The sequence below is a fragment of the Oceanisphaera pacifica genome, from assembly GCF_017498065.1.
GTDB lineage: Bacteria > Pseudomonadota > Gammaproteobacteria > Enterobacterales > Aeromonadaceae > Oceanimonas > Oceanimonas pacifica.
Genome location: NZ_JAGDFX010000004.1, coordinates 1 through 15,191, shown reverse-complemented (window position 1 = coordinate 15,191; position 15,191 = coordinate 1). Strand labels below are relative to the sequence as shown.

Genomic DNA, 15,191 nt, shown 5'->3' with positions numbered 1-15,191 from the left:
CATTGCTGTTAATAGCCTTTAGCTCCGGTATTCCCCTATGTCGGGTCGGCGGCTGGGGCCGTGTAGGGCAATATCAACCGGATGAAACGCCTTAATGGCCTCAAAACAAAAATCCCCCACGGCGCGGTGTAAAGACTGAGGGTCGTGGTTAGTAATAATAATCACACTTTTCGCTAAGTTACGGCGTCGGCGCAATAAATGCCCCAAAAAGCTCGACTGGCTTTCGGCCAAGCGCGCGCGGTTCGCCGATACTTCATCTAGGATCAATAAATCCACTTCCTCTAACGCCTTACGATACTGATTACGCGTTTCTTGCTCTTCCAGTACCCCAAAAAACAGTCGATCGACTACAGACGCCCATTGTTGAAAAATCACCGACTTTTGATGTTGCTGAATTAACTCATGAGCAATAGAACCCGCCAAGGTCGACTTGCCAGTACCAAAGTCCCCATAAATGAGAATAGCCGCGCCGCCTTTTTCTTTCCAATGCTCAAAGGCATTAATAAAGTGATGTGCCGTTTCAATATGATGGCCCAAAGCGGGGTCGTTAATGTCCATATTATCGAACACCCATTCAGGGTTGAGATCGGCCTGAGCTAACAAGCGCTCGGTGCGTTGCTGCTTAGCTTGCATCTGAGCTTGTTGCACATCTTTATTCGCTTGCTGTTCATATTGGCGCTTAAGCTCAAAATAATCATATTCCGGCAATGTGCCCCCTGCGCGCAGCTGCTGTATTCTGTTTAGCACCTGAGTGACCTCTCCACCGGCAGCGGTTGGCGTGGTATCTTTTTGTGGCTTAGGGCGGCGACGACGACGAGCGATATCATTAAGATCGGCGGCAATTTCTTCAGCTGTCTTTTTCATTGGCATCACTGTCCTCTGTTGGTGGGGTTGGTTTATTCGCCCGAGTGTCTGTATTAGCAGCGTCTGTATAAGACGAGTCGGCATTAAGGGATGTGTTAAGGCGCTGCGCCTCTGCCATCATTTGCTGTGCCCGTTTACTGGGGCCAGTGTCACTTTGCTGAGGCGATACCGCTTGTTGTTGGTAACCGGCTTCAGCTACAGGAGCAGAAGTGCGCTTAATACTACGCTGATTTTTTAGCTTACGTACTAATTTCAACATCCATTGGTGCTGATTTTCAAACACCTCTGGGCGACCTAGCCAATAGGCAATAAACTCACCCAGCTCAGTTTCATCAATATGGCTATCTAGCAAACCGCACAGCCGAGCCAACCCCGCAAACTGCTCATCTGGTCGCCAGTCTGGATGCATTGCAAACTGGCGAGATGGCAGGGCGGCCAGCCCTTGCAAGCGCTTTAACGGTAATGAAAACACCGCACCGTGATAATGCTGTGGGTGCGGATTCTCTACCACGTTTAATAACCCTATATCCAGTAACTCATCAACCAAGTCAGTTAAAGTAGCAGGGGTTACCCGATAACGATATTCTCCTTCACCTTGCACCGCTAACGCTTTACCTAACACTGGGTAGTCTAGCGCTTGGGTATATTCACCGCGCGCCTGATGTTGCAGGTAAAACTGATACAAACTGCGTGCAGGGTGAGACAACTTAGGAGACGTCAGCGCCTGATACTCTGCCGGTGTCATTCTTGTTACCTACTCCCTTGTTATCTGGTTATATGAGTAACGTCACGTTAGTTAGCCGTGGCTAACATTCAATGCGGTGTTTTAAAACTTAATTAAAACTTAATTAAAACTTAATTAAAACTTAAGCTGTTTTAAATATTGGCGAAAGTCTTCACCCAATTGGGTGTGGCGCATACCATATTCAACATTGGCCATCATTAAGCCAAGCTTATTACCGCAGTCGTGACTTTTGCCAGTAATATGATGCGCATCAACCGCTTGCTGCTCCATTAACATGGCAATGGTGTCGGTAAGCTGAATTTCATCGCCTTTACCTAAAGGTGTTTTGCTTAGCAGCGGCCAAATATCAGCAGACAACACATAACGGCCTACCACGGCTAAGTTAGAAGGGGCGTCTTCACGATCGGGCTTTTCAACCATGGCATTAATGGGGGCCGACTCGCCTTGCGCTAATGAGGCACTGCCTAAGTCAACAATACCAAACTGGTCTACTTGCTCTTCTGCCACTGGCTCCACCAAAATTTGGCTATGCCCAGTGTCCGCAAAGGCGGTGATCATGGCGGCAGTATTATCTTGCTGTAAATTACAGGCGGCATCGTCAATTAATACATCGGGCAGTAAAATTGCGAAAGGTTCGTTACCCACTAATGGCTGAGCGCATAAAATGGCATGGCCCAAGCCTTTTGCTTCGCCTTGGCGCACATGCATAATGGTGACATCTGGCGGACAAATGCGTTTTACTTCATCCAACAGCTGGCGCTTTACTCGTTTTTCTAGAGTAGCTTCTAGTTCAAAACTGGTATCAAAGTGGTTTTCAATGGAGTTTTTACTGGCATGGGTCACCAACACAATCTCTTTAATACCCGCCTTTACAGCCTCATTCACCACATACTGAATAAGTGGCTTATCTACCACTGGCAGCATTTCTTTAGGAATCGCCTTAGTAGCAGGCAGCATACGCGTGCCCAAGCCGGCAACTGGGATCACGGCTTTACGAATAAGCGGTGCAGCAATAGCAGCAGGCGCTTCTTTTAATTGAGTATCTTGGGCGTTGGCTTGTTGAGTATTAGAAGATGATTTTGTAGATGGCATACTAAATAAAGTCACAGTAAATTAAGAATGCCCTATCATAACCAATAGCAGCCCTCCCGACCATCTTAAGGAGGACTAGCGCTTAATAATAAACGGCTACTTGCTTAACTACTTGCCTTAATTACTTACTTAGTAAATGTCGATTCTTTTCAACAGTAGCAGGGCCAATACCACTGACGCTGGCTAAATCATCAACCGAGCTAAAAGGACCATTTGCTTCACGGTATTCCACTATGGCCTTAGCTTTAGCCGAGCCAATACCGGTTAACATGCTCAACTGCTCGGTATTAGCAGTGTTAATGTTAATACTGCTAATCACCGCATCTTCAGCCATAGGTGCATCTTGTGCCAAACTCGGGGTAGAAAAAGCAAATAACGCCAATAAAAAGCTTAATAATAGGGGCTTATTCATATCATCACTCCTTGATGAAAGTGTTTAAAAATTGTCCAGTAGGACATCATCAAGCCTTGACCATAAACCCAAATTAAGCCAATAAATCTTTAAAATAATGTTGAATGAATTCAAAGGCCAACAGATCAAGATAAGACAACTGGCAACGAAACCCACTAAATCCGCTAAAAAGTAGGGATAACATCTAAAAGAGGTTTTTATTGGTAAGAGCTAAAAAATAGCTGGAAGCGATAAGCTAGAAGCTGGAAGTAAAACCGAAAATATTAGCTTTCGGCTTCAGACTTCCAGCTATCGGTGATCTTGCTCTTACCATTAAGACTTTTCGCTGTTATGGTGATCTTTTCGTGGGTTTAGCGGATTTCGTTGCAAAAGGGCTTAGTGTTGAGCATTTGTCAGTTAATCCAACATTGCCCTTGGGTCATTGCGAGGAGCGCAGCGACGCGGCAATCCAGTTAACAGATAGTAATAAGCTTGAAGCTAGAAGCCGGAAGTAAAAACAAAAATGCCTCTGTGTTTTTGCTTAGCTTACCGCTTCCAGCTCTCAGCTTCCGGCTTTCTCTACGCTTTACGCTGAGCGCTGTACAAACAGCCAAAACCGTTTTGTTTTTAACGTAAGGCGGTCAGCGTTAGACGTATAGCTTTGTTTGGGATGGATTGCTTCGTTCCTCGCAATGACAACATCGGTCATTGCACCGCCCAGGTAGAGGCCGCTTCAGCTGGCTGGTGGCGCGCAGCGGCACGTCTAAAGATCTTTTGCCACGGAATCCACGAAACCCACGGAAAAATAGGGAGCAGATCTGAAAAGGCTAAAAGATAGCTGGAAGCGATAAGCTAGAAGTTGGAAGTAAAACCGAAAATAAAAGTACCGCAGTGTTTTGGCTTAGCTTCCAGCTATCGGTGATCTTGCTCTTACCATTAAAATTTTTCGCTGTTATGTTGATCTTTTCGTGGGTTTAGCGGATTTCGTTGCAAAAGGGCTTAGTGTTGAGTGTTTGTCAGTTAATTCAACATTGCCCTTGGGTCATTGCGAGGAGCGCAGCGACGCGGCAATCCAGTTAACAGATAGTAATAAGCTTGAAGCTAGAAGCCGGAAGTAAAAACAAAAATGCCTCTGTGTTTTTGCTTAGCTTACCGCTTTCAGCTTTCAGCTTTCAGCTTCCAGCTTCCAGCTTCCAGCTTCCAGCTTCGAGCTTCGAGCTTTCAGCTTTCAGCTTTCAGATTCAGCTTTCAGCTTTCAGCTTCCAGCTTCGAGCTTCGAGCTTTCAGCCATTCAGCATTGCCTTGATAACTGTGGGTTGTGGTAGACTACAGCATATTGTTTTTTAGGGTTGCTAGTAATGAAACAACTAATTGAATTTATTCCTCTGATCATATTTTTTGCGGTGTACAAAACCGTTGATATCTATGCCGCTACCGGCGCGCTAATGGCGGCCACCTGTGTGCAAATGCTGGTGTTTTGGCTAAAACATAAACGGTTAGAGAAAATGCACCTGATTACCTTAGTGCTGGTGATGTTTTTTGGTGGCCTAACCATGTTCTTTCAAGATGACGCCTTTATTAAATGGAAGGTGACCGCAGTAAATGGCTTTTTTGCCCTGGGGCTACTGGTAAGCCGCTATGGATTTGGTAAAAATCTGATTAAGCAGATGCTAGGCAAAGAAATGACCTTACCCGATGCCGTATGGGACAAAGCCAATGTGGCTTGGGCGGCATTTTTTGCGGTGTGTGGCGCACTTAACGTGTATGTAGCGTTTAGCTTGCCACAAGAAGTATGGGTTAACTTTAAAGTGTTTGGCTTACTGGGCCTCACCTTGCTGTTTACCTTTGCCACCGTACTGTATTTATACCGTCACCAAAAAACCGAACAGTAAACTGTCGGTAATCATCATCTAGCCATAGTTTTTATTTAAACGTAACTGATAAGGAAAACACACTGATGTGGTATGCAATTATTGCTCAAGATAAAGCGGATAGTTTGGCATTGCGCAAAGAAGCGCGCCCTGCACATTTGGCACGTTTACAGGCACTAGCAGAAGAAGGTCGTTTGTTAGTCGCAGGCCCAAATCCTGCCATTGATGCAGAAGACCCAGGTGAAGCAGGCTTTACCGGTAGCACCGTCATTGCCGAATTTGGCTCTTTAACAGAGGCGCAAACCTGGGCCAACGAAGATCCGTATGTAGCCGCAGGTGTATACGCGTCAGTGTCAGTGAAGCCATTTAAGAAAGTACTGCCTTAAGAAGAGCTGGAAGCTAGAAGCCGGAAGCTGGAAGTAAAATATTGCACTGGTTGAGTGTCGTCCCCCTCACGCTTCACGGGTTTATCTCAGCCAGTCCACTTTACTTCTACATGGCAATGTTGAATGAAGGTCAAGAGACTAAGACACCTTGCAACGAAACCCGCGAAACCCGCTAAAAAATAGAGATAAGATCTGAAAAAAGACTGTTCTTGGTAAGAGCAGACACAAAGCTTATAAAACAGTGTGTTTAGCATTTACTATGATAATTTTCGCTCTTATGGTGATCTTTTCGTGGGTTTAGCGGATTTCGTTGCAAAAGGGCCCAGTCTTGAGTGTTTGTCAGTTAATCCAACATTCAACATTCAACATTGCCCTTATGGCCTTTGCTCTTACCATTAAAGATTATTCGCTGTTATGTTAGCTTAATTTTTCCGTGTTCTTCCGTGTATTCCGTGGCAAAAGGGCCTAGTCTTGAGTGTTTGTCAGTTAACTCAACATTACCTTAACCTTACGAAAAGGGGAGAATGATATGAGCCAAGCATTAAATGAACTACTTAACTTGCTGGCGCTAGAGCCTATCGGCGACGGCCAATACACAGGCCAAAGCATGGATTTAGGCTTTGGTGCCGTATTTGGTGGCCAAGTGATGGGCCAAGCACTGGCGGCGGCTAAATATACCCTAGCGGCAGACAGGCCCGTACACTCATTTCATTCTTACTTCTTGCGCCCAGGTGATGTAAACAAACCCATTACTTACGACGTAGAAACCATTCGCGATGGCAAAACTACCTCTACTCGTCGTATAAAAGCGCTGCAATACGACAAGCCCATTTTTTACATGACCGCTTCTTTTCAACAGCCGGTACCGGGCTTTGAACATCAAGCTCCTATGCCCGATGTGCCAGGGCCCGAGGGCATTACCCCCGATAGCGAACATATAAAAGCCTTGGCGCAATACTTGCCTAAATCAATAAAAGATAAATGGCTATCTGAGTCGCCCATAGAAATGCGACAAGTGCATTACAACAATCCCTTGCAGCCACAAGTGGCAGAGCCAGTACAATATGTCTGGCTAAAGGCCAATGGCCCTTTGCCAGACGATGTACGTATTCATAAATACCTACTAGCTTACGCGTCTGATTTTAACTTTTTACCGGTTTCACTCATGCCCCACGGGCGTTCGTACTGGGACAGAGAACTGCAAGTAGCCACCATTGATCACGCCATGTGGTTTCACCAAGATTTTCGGCTAGACGACTGGATTTTATATGCCATAGAAAGCCCCCGCGCCATAGGCGGCCGAGGCCTAGTACAAGGCCGCTGCTACACCCAAGACGGCACCTTAGTGGCAAGCACCATGCAAGAAGGGATTATCAGGTCCCGCGGGGGCAGTGCTGAATGACTTTAAAGGCAATGTTGAATTAACAAACAAAAGACTAAAGATACTTGCAACGAAATCCACGAAATCCACGAAACCCACGAAAAGATCACCATAAGAGCGAAATTTTTTATAGTAAGAGCAAAGGCTTTAAAGCTGTAAAATGGACAAGCTAAGATAAACCTGTAAGGAGTAAAGATAGCTGGATGCCTGAAGCCGAAAGCTAATCCAAAACACTGCGGTATTTTTATTTTCGGTTTTACTTCCAGCTTCTAGCTTATCGCTTCCAGCTATCTTTTAGCCTTTTCAGATCTTATCCCTATTTTTCCGTGCTTTCTGCGGATTCCGTTGCAAAATATTTTATCACTCAGTTATTGAAGGCACTTAATGATCAAAACTTGGCAGCAATTAATCGAACAAGAACAGCAGCAGTCTTACCTACAACAAACACTTGAGTTTGTTGAACAACAGCGGGCTGTGGGTAAAACAATTTATCCACCCGAGCAAGAGGTATTTAGCGCCTTTAGCCTTACTCCATTAGACCAAGTAAAAGTGGTGATACTCGGTCAAGACCCTTACCACGGCCCTAACCAAGCGCATGGTTTAAGCTTCTCGGTGCAGCTTGGCGTAAAAATACCGCCCTCGTTACGCAACATATACAAAGAGCTCACCACAGACATACCCGGCTTTATTGCCCCCGAGCACGGCTGCTTAACCGCGTGGGCAGAGCAGGGGGTATTACTGATTAATACCGTATTAACAGTAGAAGCCGGCAAAGCACACTCTCATGCTAAGCTTGGCTGGGAAACCTTCACCGATAAAGTCATTGCCACCATTAATGAGCAATGCCAAGGCGTAGTATTTCTACTGTGGGGCAGTCATGCCCAAAAGAAGGGCGCTAAAATAGACAGCCTGCGCCACCACATACTCACCGCCGTACACCCCAGCCCCTTATCCGCCTACCGAGGCTTCTTCGGCTGTAAGCACTTCTCCCAGACCAACACACTGTTAGCACAACAAGGCAAAACACCCATTAACTGGGCAAAGCTTTAAGAGAAAGCTGAGAGCTAGAAGCTGGAAGCTGGAAAAACACTAAGCTTCAGTTCCCTGCTAAGGTTAATAGGGTTGAGAAGATAACAGGGAGAAGTGGTTATGGACTTCGAAAAGTTGGAGGTGTGGCGGCGTTCAGTGTGGTTATCTGCTGACATATATAAGACACTGCATGCGCTAAAGGACTTTGGTTTTAAAGATCAAATTACCCGTTCTGGGCTATCTGTTCCAAGTAATATAGCCGAAGGCATGAGCAGGCGGACACCCAAAGACAAAATACACTTTTTGCTTGTAGCAAAAGGATCTTGTTCTGAATTTAGAACTCAAACTTACATCGGTATAGAAATCGGCTATATAGACTATGAGCACGGTAACCGCTGGATAAGCGAGACTAAAGAGATAGCCGCCATGCTATCAGGCTTGATTAATAAACTGAAACTTGAAGATAAAGCTTGAAGCCAGAAGCTCGAAGAAAAACACCGAGTCTAATGGCTCGGTGTTTTTTTGTTTCAGCTTTCAGCTTTCAGCTTTCAGCTTCCAGCTTCAAGCTTCCAGCTTTCAGCTTCCAGCTTCCAGCTTCAAGCTTCCAGCTTTCAGCTTTCAGCTTCCAGCTTCAAGCTTCCAGCTTCAAGCTTCCAGCTTCAAGCTTTCACTTAAAGCCCATAATACGGCGCTCTGGCGTCGGTTAAGTTATACAAGCTGTACTTGCGACCTACCATTTGACCGCCATCTCGGGTTAATGGTACCCAGCTAATGCTGGCGCGGCTGGTACTTGGCTTCACCGTCATAATGTCGAACGGAATCGATAAGTAAAAGCCCTTATTAAAACTGCCCTCACCAAATTCGTCACTCGACACATCGGTAAAGGTGGCAAAGGCACCGGCAATCACGCCGCTGTCAAACTTATGCGAAATATCAAAAGTAGCCCCCTTATCGCCCGCCAAGTACTGGCCCGCATGCACTTGCAACAAGGTATCTTCTAGCCACGGCATTTCAACATAACCACTCACATGGCCGGTGTTTACCGAATAGTCCAACATACCAAACTGAGAGTCATAATCGCGCTGTTTTACATGGTTAAGGTTAGCCCCTAATGCCCATTTACTGTTTGCAGGGCGATATAACACCTCGCCACCTACACCGGCATACATCATTTCTAAATAGCCACCATAGGCTTGGGCATACCAATCGTCAGTTACTCTATCCATCCATGTTAACTGAGCATTATCTAAACGAACGGGGTTATCACTAACATACTTACGAATAAGAGTACGCACCTGAGGCAAAGCAGGGGTGTTATCTGTGTAGCCGTTATAGTTTTCATCCCACTTATCGTAGTTATCTAGCAAGTTCACATAAAGGCCCGCAGACACCAACCATTGCTTACTGATATCGGCTTCTGCATTGGCATTAAAGCCAACCTGATACATATAAAACGACTCAGGGCCACCCAAAGACTGCTTTAATACCGGCGAAATACCATAGCGAACACGTTGTTTATGCTCAGCCAGAGGTGTGGCGCTTGCATACTGTTTTGGCTCTATCGCCGTCATGGCATCGGTAACATCTGCACCAATATAGGCATTATCTGCCGCCAAGCGCAGCTTGGTCATATCAAACTCTTGTGCGCTAAGGTCTAGGTTCTTTTTGCGCTCTATTAGCTGCACTTGCTTAATATCAGCAGGCACCTGATTTGCTAATAATACCGCGGCTCGGGCTTGGGCTTCGCTTCTATCTCGGTATTTTGTTTGCTCACCACTCACAACTAAAGTGCTGTTATCTTGATAAATACGAGTGCGTTTATAGCCAGCATTTTCGGCTAAGTCACCCTGCAAACGCCCCCAATCAGCTTGGCCAGCTTCAGGCTGCTGCTTGGCATCATAATTAGGATGAGAGACATCGTTCCAGCTTGGGGTTAACTCATTAAAGTTGGTACGCATAGTCACCCCAAAGCCAAAGGTATTACCGCGCTGATAATTGGCGTGCACATCTAGCCAGTCAAAAGCTCGGTACACTGCGCCTACGTTAACTGGGGCATCTACGGGTAACCCACCCACTGTTTGCCCCAAGGCGGGCTCTTGCTTGCCATTGCCATTGCCATTTTTATAGTCGTTACTGTCGTATTCCAGCTTTAATCGTAACGGCTGCCAAGGTGTTTGGTACTCTACACCACCAAATAAAGCGGCAGGGCCTCTAAACATCTTATTTACATCAAACTTACCACCGCTGCCCAGCGTGCCTTGGGGGCGATCACAAAATCGGTCCGATGCTTCACAAAAAGGGTTACTAATATTATCGCGGCTACCTAAATAACCCCAACCCATACCCACTGTAAAATCCAGCGGCCCAAATCGTTTATTGGCCGCCACAAACTCAGAAGCAAATAAACCAGTGCCACCTAAGTCTCTTGCACCCACACTAAGCTCGGGTAACCATTGGCTTTCTTTTAATAACCGTACCTTGGCATCAATCCCTTTATCTTTAAGGGTTTGATCCCCACTAAAATCGGGATTGTCGCTGTATTTTCGGGTGCGCACATCCACATAGCGCACCGTGCTTTCTAACCAAGGAAATAACTGCAAAGATAATGAATAACGGCGATATTGGTCAGTATCAAAATAGTTAACACTAAACTCGCCTTCTTTATTCATACGGGCAGAAGGCATTTGAATTAAGCCCACGCCACCAAAGTCAGATTGCGACGGCTGAGTAGCAAAAGGGGTTAATGCTTGTTCGGCATAAGCTGTGCTATGCAACACTAAGTTAATAGCGGTAGCCAAGGCGGCATAATGAAAAATAGGTTTCATTAGAGTTCTCGGTTAGCAAATAAGGTCATTATGCGCTGATTAATATCAGCAAACGCGCGGGGTAAAGACTTAAAGCCCACAAATAAGGTTGCGCCCGGTGCCACACCCACAAATTCGGGGGCAAACGGATCTATTGGGCTGGGCATAACATGGCCGTCTGGCTGAATTATCCATACTTGATTGTGTTCGGCCCCAGGCAACATATTTAATCGGCGGCCATAATCATAAGCAAAGGCCGAGTCGACAAAAGGGCGCTTACCGGGCAGGCGTACTAAGCCCTGTGCCCATACAAAGGTGGGCCTTGGGTGAATGGCCAGCTGATAATGCTCGGTTAATAACGGATTATCATTAGCATTAATACGCACCTGATCGTAATTAAAATTAACCGGCAGGCGGGCCACTAACGGCAGATTTTTAATTTGTGCGCTTAGCTCAGTGGCACTGCGCAGCAAGCCGTGCTTGCCATTACGCGCCCAATATTGGCCTAACTGATGCAAATCTTTTAGCAGCCGAGCACGCTCTACTTCTAACGCGGCGGTTTTAGGGTGCTCTGCAGGCAAGCTCAACTGTGCCCAACGTGCATCAACGCCCTTTGCTTGTAACGCTGCCAGCAACTGCTGCCAACGCACTGCTTGCGGTTGCTGCCATTGCCAAGCATCACCCACTATAGGCTGAACGGTAACCGACACAGAGTTAGCCTGTAGCGGCAATATAATAAATACGCTAAGTGCGATAAAAAAACGAGAGATTATATTCATGAAAAAGGCTTAAGAAGAGTCATTTCTATCGCCGGCAAGCCGGGCCCTACAAACTGTTTACTTTTAATTACCTTGCCCGTTATTGGCGATAACCAAAATTGATTTTGTTGTTCCACATCTAGCTTGGTATAAGAGACATGCTCGGTAAACTTAATCAGCGTTACCGGCTTATTTAAAATAGTAACCTGCTCTTTACCCTGATAACTAAAACGCGATAAAGCCTGATAACCACTGTAATACCCAGGCTGCCAATCGTGCTCGGTAGACCAGCGCAACCCTTCAGCATTGCGGTTTTGCCACAGTGTTAATAAGTGGGGCAGGGGATCATTCTCTAAATTAGCGGTGTAGGTAATATTATGGCTAAAGCCCACTGTGCTCACCAAACGCCCGTGCTGAGTGACCACCATGGCTTTGTCTTGGGTTACCCACTTTAACTGCTCACCTTCTGCAAACGCCAAAGCCGATAATACTCTAGGCCCATGCCCCCACTTAAACTGAATAGCCGCATAGGGCAGGGTGTCTACTTGTTGCTGGGTAATGGCCACATCGGAATAGCCTAAAGTGGCCACTTTAACCACCTCACTTACATCTTTTACTTTTTGGCTACACCCAGTTAGCCCAATCATACATACCGACAAGGTAATAGCGTAACAAGCAGCTTTTAGCATCAGTTTGTCCATTAAAGCAAATAAAAAGGGGCCTTAGCCCCTTTATTCTAGAAAACACTAATTTATAACAAATTAGTTAGTACCAGTAGTACCAGTAGTACCAGGTGCGTTGTCTTCGTCATCGCTAGAAGCAGCAACGGCTACGGCCGTTACCGCAGCAACAGTGGCAGCGGTTGCTGCAACAGCTGCACCAACACCCACAGCTGCACCGCCGGCAACAGTGCCAGCAGCACCGGCCGTAGCACCCGCACCTGCGCCGGCACCCGTAGTGCTAGCTGCAGCGCCAGTACCTTCAGTTTGTGCTTGAACTGGCAATGCAAACGCAGCACCCATTAATAAAGCAATCGCTGTCTTCTTCATGTAATACTCCTAATTAGTAAATTACCGTCGGGCTGATATTAACAGACAGTTAATTGATAACCCATTTAGCTGCCAATATAAGGTATTTTACGGCAAAAACCAATGTTATTAGCCAAGCGATAAAGCGAAATAGTCGTCAAGTGAGTCGATACTTGTTGACGTAAAAGTCAGTTTTGCCAATAAGCCGTATAATATAACATTTAGTTTTAACCTTATTCGCTTATTCACCTATCGCAGGGCTTGCCTTATTCACCGTTGCAAAATGCGAGCGGTTAATTTTCACACGGGCCATGGAGTTTACTCAGCAAAAAACTGTGGTAGTATGCAGCGCTATTTTTAGAATGCCGCGTAATAATACTTACTCGCTCTTAAAAGAGCGCGCCCATTTATTGCATTTTGAAAAAAAAAGACACTGGGTTGCGGCCAATACAGCACAAAATTAGGCAGGCTAAATCAGCATCGAGGGGCTGTAACCTTGGGGCGGTAGCGTACCTTTTTCGCATATATCTTGCATAAATAACCTGGCAGACACTCATACATGTATAAAGCAAAGTATCTTTCCGCTCTTCTTTTTGGCACAGCCCTGCTTAGCGGCTGCACCGTGATCCCAGGTAGTCATTTCTCTAATAGCTATGGCACTGTAGTAGACCAATATCACGATCAAAACGATGATTTAAGTGAACTTATTGATATTTACCCCATCACGGCGGCGTCTGTACAAGCACAAACCAACAATACAGAGCAACTACCGGCAAACGACCAAGCACTGCGCCAACAAATTGCCGACTACGACTACAAAGTAGGCCCAGGTGACGTATTAAGCGTTATCGTATGGGATCACCCAGAGCTGACCACCCCAGCGGGTGAATACCGCAGTTCAGAAGAAGCAGGCAACTGGGTGCACGCAGACGGCACCATTTTTTATCCCTACATAGGTAACGTGAAAGTAGCAGGATTAAAAATCAGTGAAATTCGCGATCTTATTAGCCGCCGCTTAGCCCGTTACGTAGAAAGCCCGCAAGTGGATGTAACCATTGCCGCGTTTCGTTCTAAGTGGGTATACGTTACCGGTGAAGTAGAACGCCCAGGCACCCAGCCTATTACCAATATTCCGTTAACGCTGGTAGATGCGGTAAGCAAAGCCGGTGGTATTACCGAGCACGCCGACTGGCAAACTGTAGTGTTAAACCGAGGTGCACAAACTTATCGTTTCTCGCTACGCGATTTATATAAAGACGGCGACGTAAGCCAAAATATTTTGTTGCAACCAAACGATGTTATTAACATTAACCGCAACGACGACAGCAAAGTATTTGTATTAGGCGAAGTAGGCAAACAACAAACGCTACCCATGGGCCGCAATGGCAAAACCCTAGCCGAAGCCCTGGCCGATGCCGAAGGCATGAGCCAAGTAACAGCAGACGCCACCGGTGTGTTTGTAATGCGCAAAGCCCCAGAACAAAGTGGCCGCATAGCAGACGTGTATCAGTTAAATGCCAAAAACATGGCCGCTATGGTGTTAGCAGACAGTTTTAAATTACAAGAGCGCGACATTGTCTACGTTACCGCCGCCCCAGTAGCCCGCTGGAACCGCGTAATAGGTCAGTTACTACCCACCTTAAGTGGCGTATACACCGGCACCCGCCTCGTCGAGTAGATTCTAGTGTTCAACCCCTTTCGCAACGGAATCCACGGAACCCACGGAAAAATTAAGATGAGATAAGGTCGAAAAGTGACTTTTAATGGTAAGACCTAAAAAATAGCTGGAAGCGATAAGCTAGAAGCAGGAAGTAAAACCGAAAATAAAAATACCGCAGTGTTTTGGCTTAGCTTTCGGCTTCAGGCATCCAGCTATCTTTACTCCTTAGTGGTTTATCTTAGTCTGTCCACTTTACAGCTTTAAAGCCTTTGCTCTTACTATGAAAAAATTCGCTCTTATCTCGATCTTTTCGTGGATTTCGTGGGTTTCGTTGCAAAATTATTTAATCTCTAAGGTGATTAAAAATGTTTAATAATATTTTAGTGGTCTGTGTGGGCAATATCTGTCGCAGCCCAACCGCTGAGTTTTTACTAAAACAGGCTTTGCCGCATAAAACCGTACACTCAGCAGGCTTAGGCGCGTTAGTCGATCACGACACAGACGCCACCGCCAAACAAGTAGCAGAACAAAACGGCCTAACGTGCCCAACCCACAAAGCACGCCAGTTAACCAAAGAGCTCTGCCGCCAAGCCGATGTAATATTAGTAATGGAAAGCAAACACAAAGAAGGCATCACCAAACTAGCCCCCGAGGCCCGCGGCAAAACCTTCTTACTAGGGCAATGGAACAACAACCAAGAAATACCCGACCCTTACAAAAAAAGCGAAGAAGCCTTCCAACACGTATACCAACTAATAGCCGAAAACAGCAAACTCTGGTCACAAAAGCTTAAGTAAATATTCGCAACGAAATCCACGAAACCCGCTAAAAAATAGAGAACAGGTCTAAAAAAAGGTTTTTACTGTAAAAACAGGTAACAGTCTACAGGTATGTAAGTTTGCTCTTAACCATTAAAATTTCCGCTCTTAATATTGATCTTTTCGTGGATTTCGCGGGTTTAGTTGCAAAAGGCTAGTATGGATTTGTCTTAAAAAAGAAAGTTCTTGGCAACGAAATCCACGAAACCCGCTAAAAAATAGAGAACAGGTCTAAAACAGGGCAAGAGCATGAAAAAAGTCGTTAATTCAACAAGCTAGCAGTCATTAATTTAATCTAGTATCTTTCTTTTTATTGGCGGATATGATCAGATAACACTCTTTATATATTGAGAGTTCGCCATGA

At 45.8% G+C, this 15,191-nt stretch carries 15 protein-coding genes; 7 read left to right on the top strand and 8 right to left on the bottom strand.

Going from position 1 to position 15,191, the window contains the following annotated elements:
• Positions 1-18: 18 nt before the first annotated feature.
• The 4 genes from J3U76_RS04110 to J3U76_RS04095 all read right to left on the bottom strand — a co-directional run bounded on the left by J3U76_RS04110 (position 19) and on the right by J3U76_RS04095 (position 3,113).
• Positions 19-864, bottom strand: coding sequence for a DnaA ATPase domain-containing protein (locus J3U76_RS04110; protein ID WP_208004581.1), 846 nt, complete (start codon positions 862-864; stop codon positions 19-21).
• Complete coding sequence (locus tag J3U76_RS04105) at positions 848-1,609, bottom strand: DnaT-like ssDNA-binding domain-containing protein (RefSeq protein WP_208004580.1); 762 nt, start codon at positions 1,607-1,609, stop codon at positions 848-850. Before J3U76_RS04105 ends, J3U76_RS04110 begins: the two co-directional genes overlap by 17 nt.
• Before the next feature lie 114 nt (positions 1,610-1,723).
• Positions 1,724-2,701 carry a UTP--glucose-1-phosphate uridylyltransferase GalU gene (gene galU, locus J3U76_RS04100; protein ID WP_208004579.1) on the bottom strand — a complete coding sequence of 326 codons (978 nt, stop codon included), beginning with the start codon at positions 2,699-2,701 and terminating at the stop codon, positions 1,724-1,726.
• 121 nt (positions 2,702-2,822) lie between these two features.
• Positions 2,823-3,113 (bottom strand): ComEA family DNA-binding protein, encoded by a 291-nt coding sequence (locus J3U76_RS04095; protein ID WP_208004578.1) that lies wholly within the window; start codon positions 3,111-3,113, stop codon positions 2,823-2,825.
• A 1,337-nt stretch (positions 3,114-4,450) separates the two neighbouring features.
• On the opposite strand from J3U76_RS04095, the gene J3U76_RS04090 reads away from it, so the two are divergent.
• The 5 genes from J3U76_RS04090 to J3U76_RS04070 all read left to right on the top strand — a co-directional run bounded on the left by J3U76_RS04090 (position 4,451) and on the right by J3U76_RS04070 (position 8,233).
• Complete coding sequence (locus J3U76_RS04090) at positions 4,451-4,984, top strand: septation protein A (protein WP_208004577.1); 534 nt, start codon at positions 4,451-4,453, stop codon at positions 4,982-4,984.
• A 65-nt stretch (positions 4,985-5,049) separates the two neighbouring features.
• The gene (locus J3U76_RS04085; RefSeq protein WP_208004576.1) at positions 5,050-5,349 is read left to right on the top strand and encodes a YciI family protein; all 300 of its coding nucleotides are present in this window, start codon (positions 5,050-5,052) and stop codon (positions 5,347-5,349) included.
• 529 nt (positions 5,350-5,878) lie between these two features.
• Positions 5,879-6,751, top strand: a complete 873-nt coding sequence (gene tesB, locus J3U76_RS04080; RefSeq protein ID WP_208004575.1) for an acyl-CoA thioesterase II — start codon at positions 5,879-5,881, stop codon at positions 6,749-6,751.
• A gap of 366 nt (positions 6,752-7,117) precedes the next feature.
• Positions 7,118-7,780 carry a uracil-DNA glycosylase gene (gene ung, locus J3U76_RS04075; RefSeq protein WP_208004752.1) on the top strand — a complete coding sequence of 221 codons (663 nt, stop codon included), beginning with the start codon at positions 7,118-7,120 and terminating at the stop codon, positions 7,778-7,780.
• 99 nt (positions 7,781-7,879) lie between these two features.
• A complete protein-coding gene (locus J3U76_RS04070) occupies positions 7,880-8,233 on the top strand; it encodes a four helix bundle protein (RefSeq protein WP_208004574.1) in 354 nt (117 codons plus the stop codon).
• A gap of 197 nt (positions 8,234-8,430) precedes the next feature.
• On the opposite strand, the gene J3U76_RS04065 is transcribed toward J3U76_RS04070, so the two are convergent.
• The 4 genes from J3U76_RS04065 to J3U76_RS04050 form a co-directional block, all read right to left on the bottom strand.
• On the bottom strand, positions 8,431-10,584 hold the full coding sequence (locus J3U76_RS04065; protein ID WP_208004573.1) for a YjbH domain-containing protein: 2,154 nt from the start codon (positions 10,582-10,584) through the stop codon (positions 8,431-8,433).
• On the bottom strand, positions 10,584-11,342 hold the full coding sequence (locus J3U76_RS04060; RefSeq protein ID WP_208004572.1) for a capsule biosynthesis GfcC family protein: 759 nt from the start codon (positions 11,340-11,342) through the stop codon (positions 10,584-10,586). The genes J3U76_RS04065 and J3U76_RS04060 overlap by 1 nt, the downstream gene beginning before the upstream one ends.
• Positions 11,339-12,010 carry a YjbF family lipoprotein gene (locus J3U76_RS04055; RefSeq protein WP_208004571.1) on the bottom strand — a complete coding sequence of 224 codons (672 nt, stop codon included), beginning with the start codon at positions 12,008-12,010 and terminating at the stop codon, positions 11,339-11,341. The genes J3U76_RS04060 and J3U76_RS04055 overlap by 4 nt, the downstream gene beginning before the upstream one ends.
• Before the next feature lie 72 nt (positions 12,011-12,082).
• Entirely contained in the window at positions 12,083-12,370 is a 288-nt protein-coding gene (locus J3U76_RS04050; protein WP_208004570.1) for a hypothetical protein, read from the bottom strand.
• 538 nt (positions 12,371-12,908) lie between these two features.
• Here J3U76_RS04050 and J3U76_RS04045 point away from each other — a divergent pair.
• Together J3U76_RS04045 and J3U76_RS04040 are read left to right on the top strand one after the other, a co-directional pair.
• A complete protein-coding gene (locus tag J3U76_RS04045; RefSeq protein WP_208004569.1) occupies positions 12,909-14,027 on the top strand; it encodes a polysaccharide export protein in 1,119 nt (372 codons plus the stop codon).
• Between the two features lie 347 nt (positions 14,028-14,374).
• Positions 14,375-14,806, top strand: coding sequence for an arsenate reductase/protein-tyrosine-phosphatase family protein (locus J3U76_RS04040; RefSeq protein WP_208004568.1), 432 nt, complete (start codon positions 14,375-14,377; stop codon positions 14,804-14,806).
• Positions 14,807-15,191: the final 385 nt, after the last annotated feature.

Excerpts from the sequence above, each read along its gene's own strand:
- J3U76_RS04065 (WP_208004573.1), bottom strand. The coding sequence starts at position 10,584 with ATGAAACCTATTTTTCATTATGCCGCCTTGGCTACCGCTATTAACTTA.
- J3U76_RS04070 (WP_208004574.1), top strand. The coding sequence starts at position 7,880 with ATGGACTTCGAAAAGTTGGAGGTGTGGCGGCGTTCAGTGTGGTTATCT.
- J3U76_RS04105 (WP_208004580.1), bottom strand. The coding sequence starts at position 1,609 with ATGACACCGGCAGAGTATCAGGCGCTGACGTCTCCTAAGTTGTCTCAC.
- tesB (WP_208004575.1), top strand. The coding sequence starts at position 5,879 with ATGAGCCAAGCATTAAATGAACTACTTAACTTGCTGGCGCTAGAGCCT.
- J3U76_RS04095 (WP_208004578.1), bottom strand. The coding sequence starts at position 3,113 with ATGAATAAGCCCCTATTATTAAGCTTTTTATTGGCGTTATTTGCTTTT.
- J3U76_RS04045 (WP_208004569.1), top strand. The coding sequence starts at position 12,909 with ATGTATAAAGCAAAGTATCTTTCCGCTCTTCTTTTTGGCACAGCCCTG.
- J3U76_RS04110 (WP_208004581.1), bottom strand. The coding sequence starts at position 864 with ATGAAAAAGACAGCTGAAGAAATTGCCGCCGATCTTAATGATATCGCT.
- J3U76_RS04085 (WP_208004576.1), top strand. The coding sequence starts at position 5,050 with ATGTGGTATGCAATTATTGCTCAAGATAAAGCGGATAGTTTGGCATTG.
- galU (WP_208004579.1), bottom strand. The coding sequence starts at position 2,701 with ATGCCATCTACAAAATCATCTTCTAATACTCAACAAGCCAACGCCCAA.
- J3U76_RS04040 (WP_208004568.1), top strand. The coding sequence starts at position 14,375 with ATGTTTAATAATATTTTAGTGGTCTGTGTGGGCAATATCTGTCGCAGC.
- J3U76_RS04055 (WP_208004571.1), bottom strand. The coding sequence starts at position 12,010 with ATGCTAAAAGCTGCTTGTTACGCTATTACCTTGTCGGTATGTATGATT.
- J3U76_RS04050 (WP_208004570.1), bottom strand. The coding sequence starts at position 12,370 with ATGAAGAAGACAGCGATTGCTTTATTAATGGGTGCTGCGTTTGCATTG.
- J3U76_RS04060 (WP_208004572.1), bottom strand. The coding sequence starts at position 11,342 with ATGAATATAATCTCTCGTTTTTTTATCGCACTTAGCGTATTTATTATA.
- J3U76_RS04090 (WP_208004577.1), top strand. The coding sequence starts at position 4,451 with ATGAAACAACTAATTGAATTTATTCCTCTGATCATATTTTTTGCGGTG.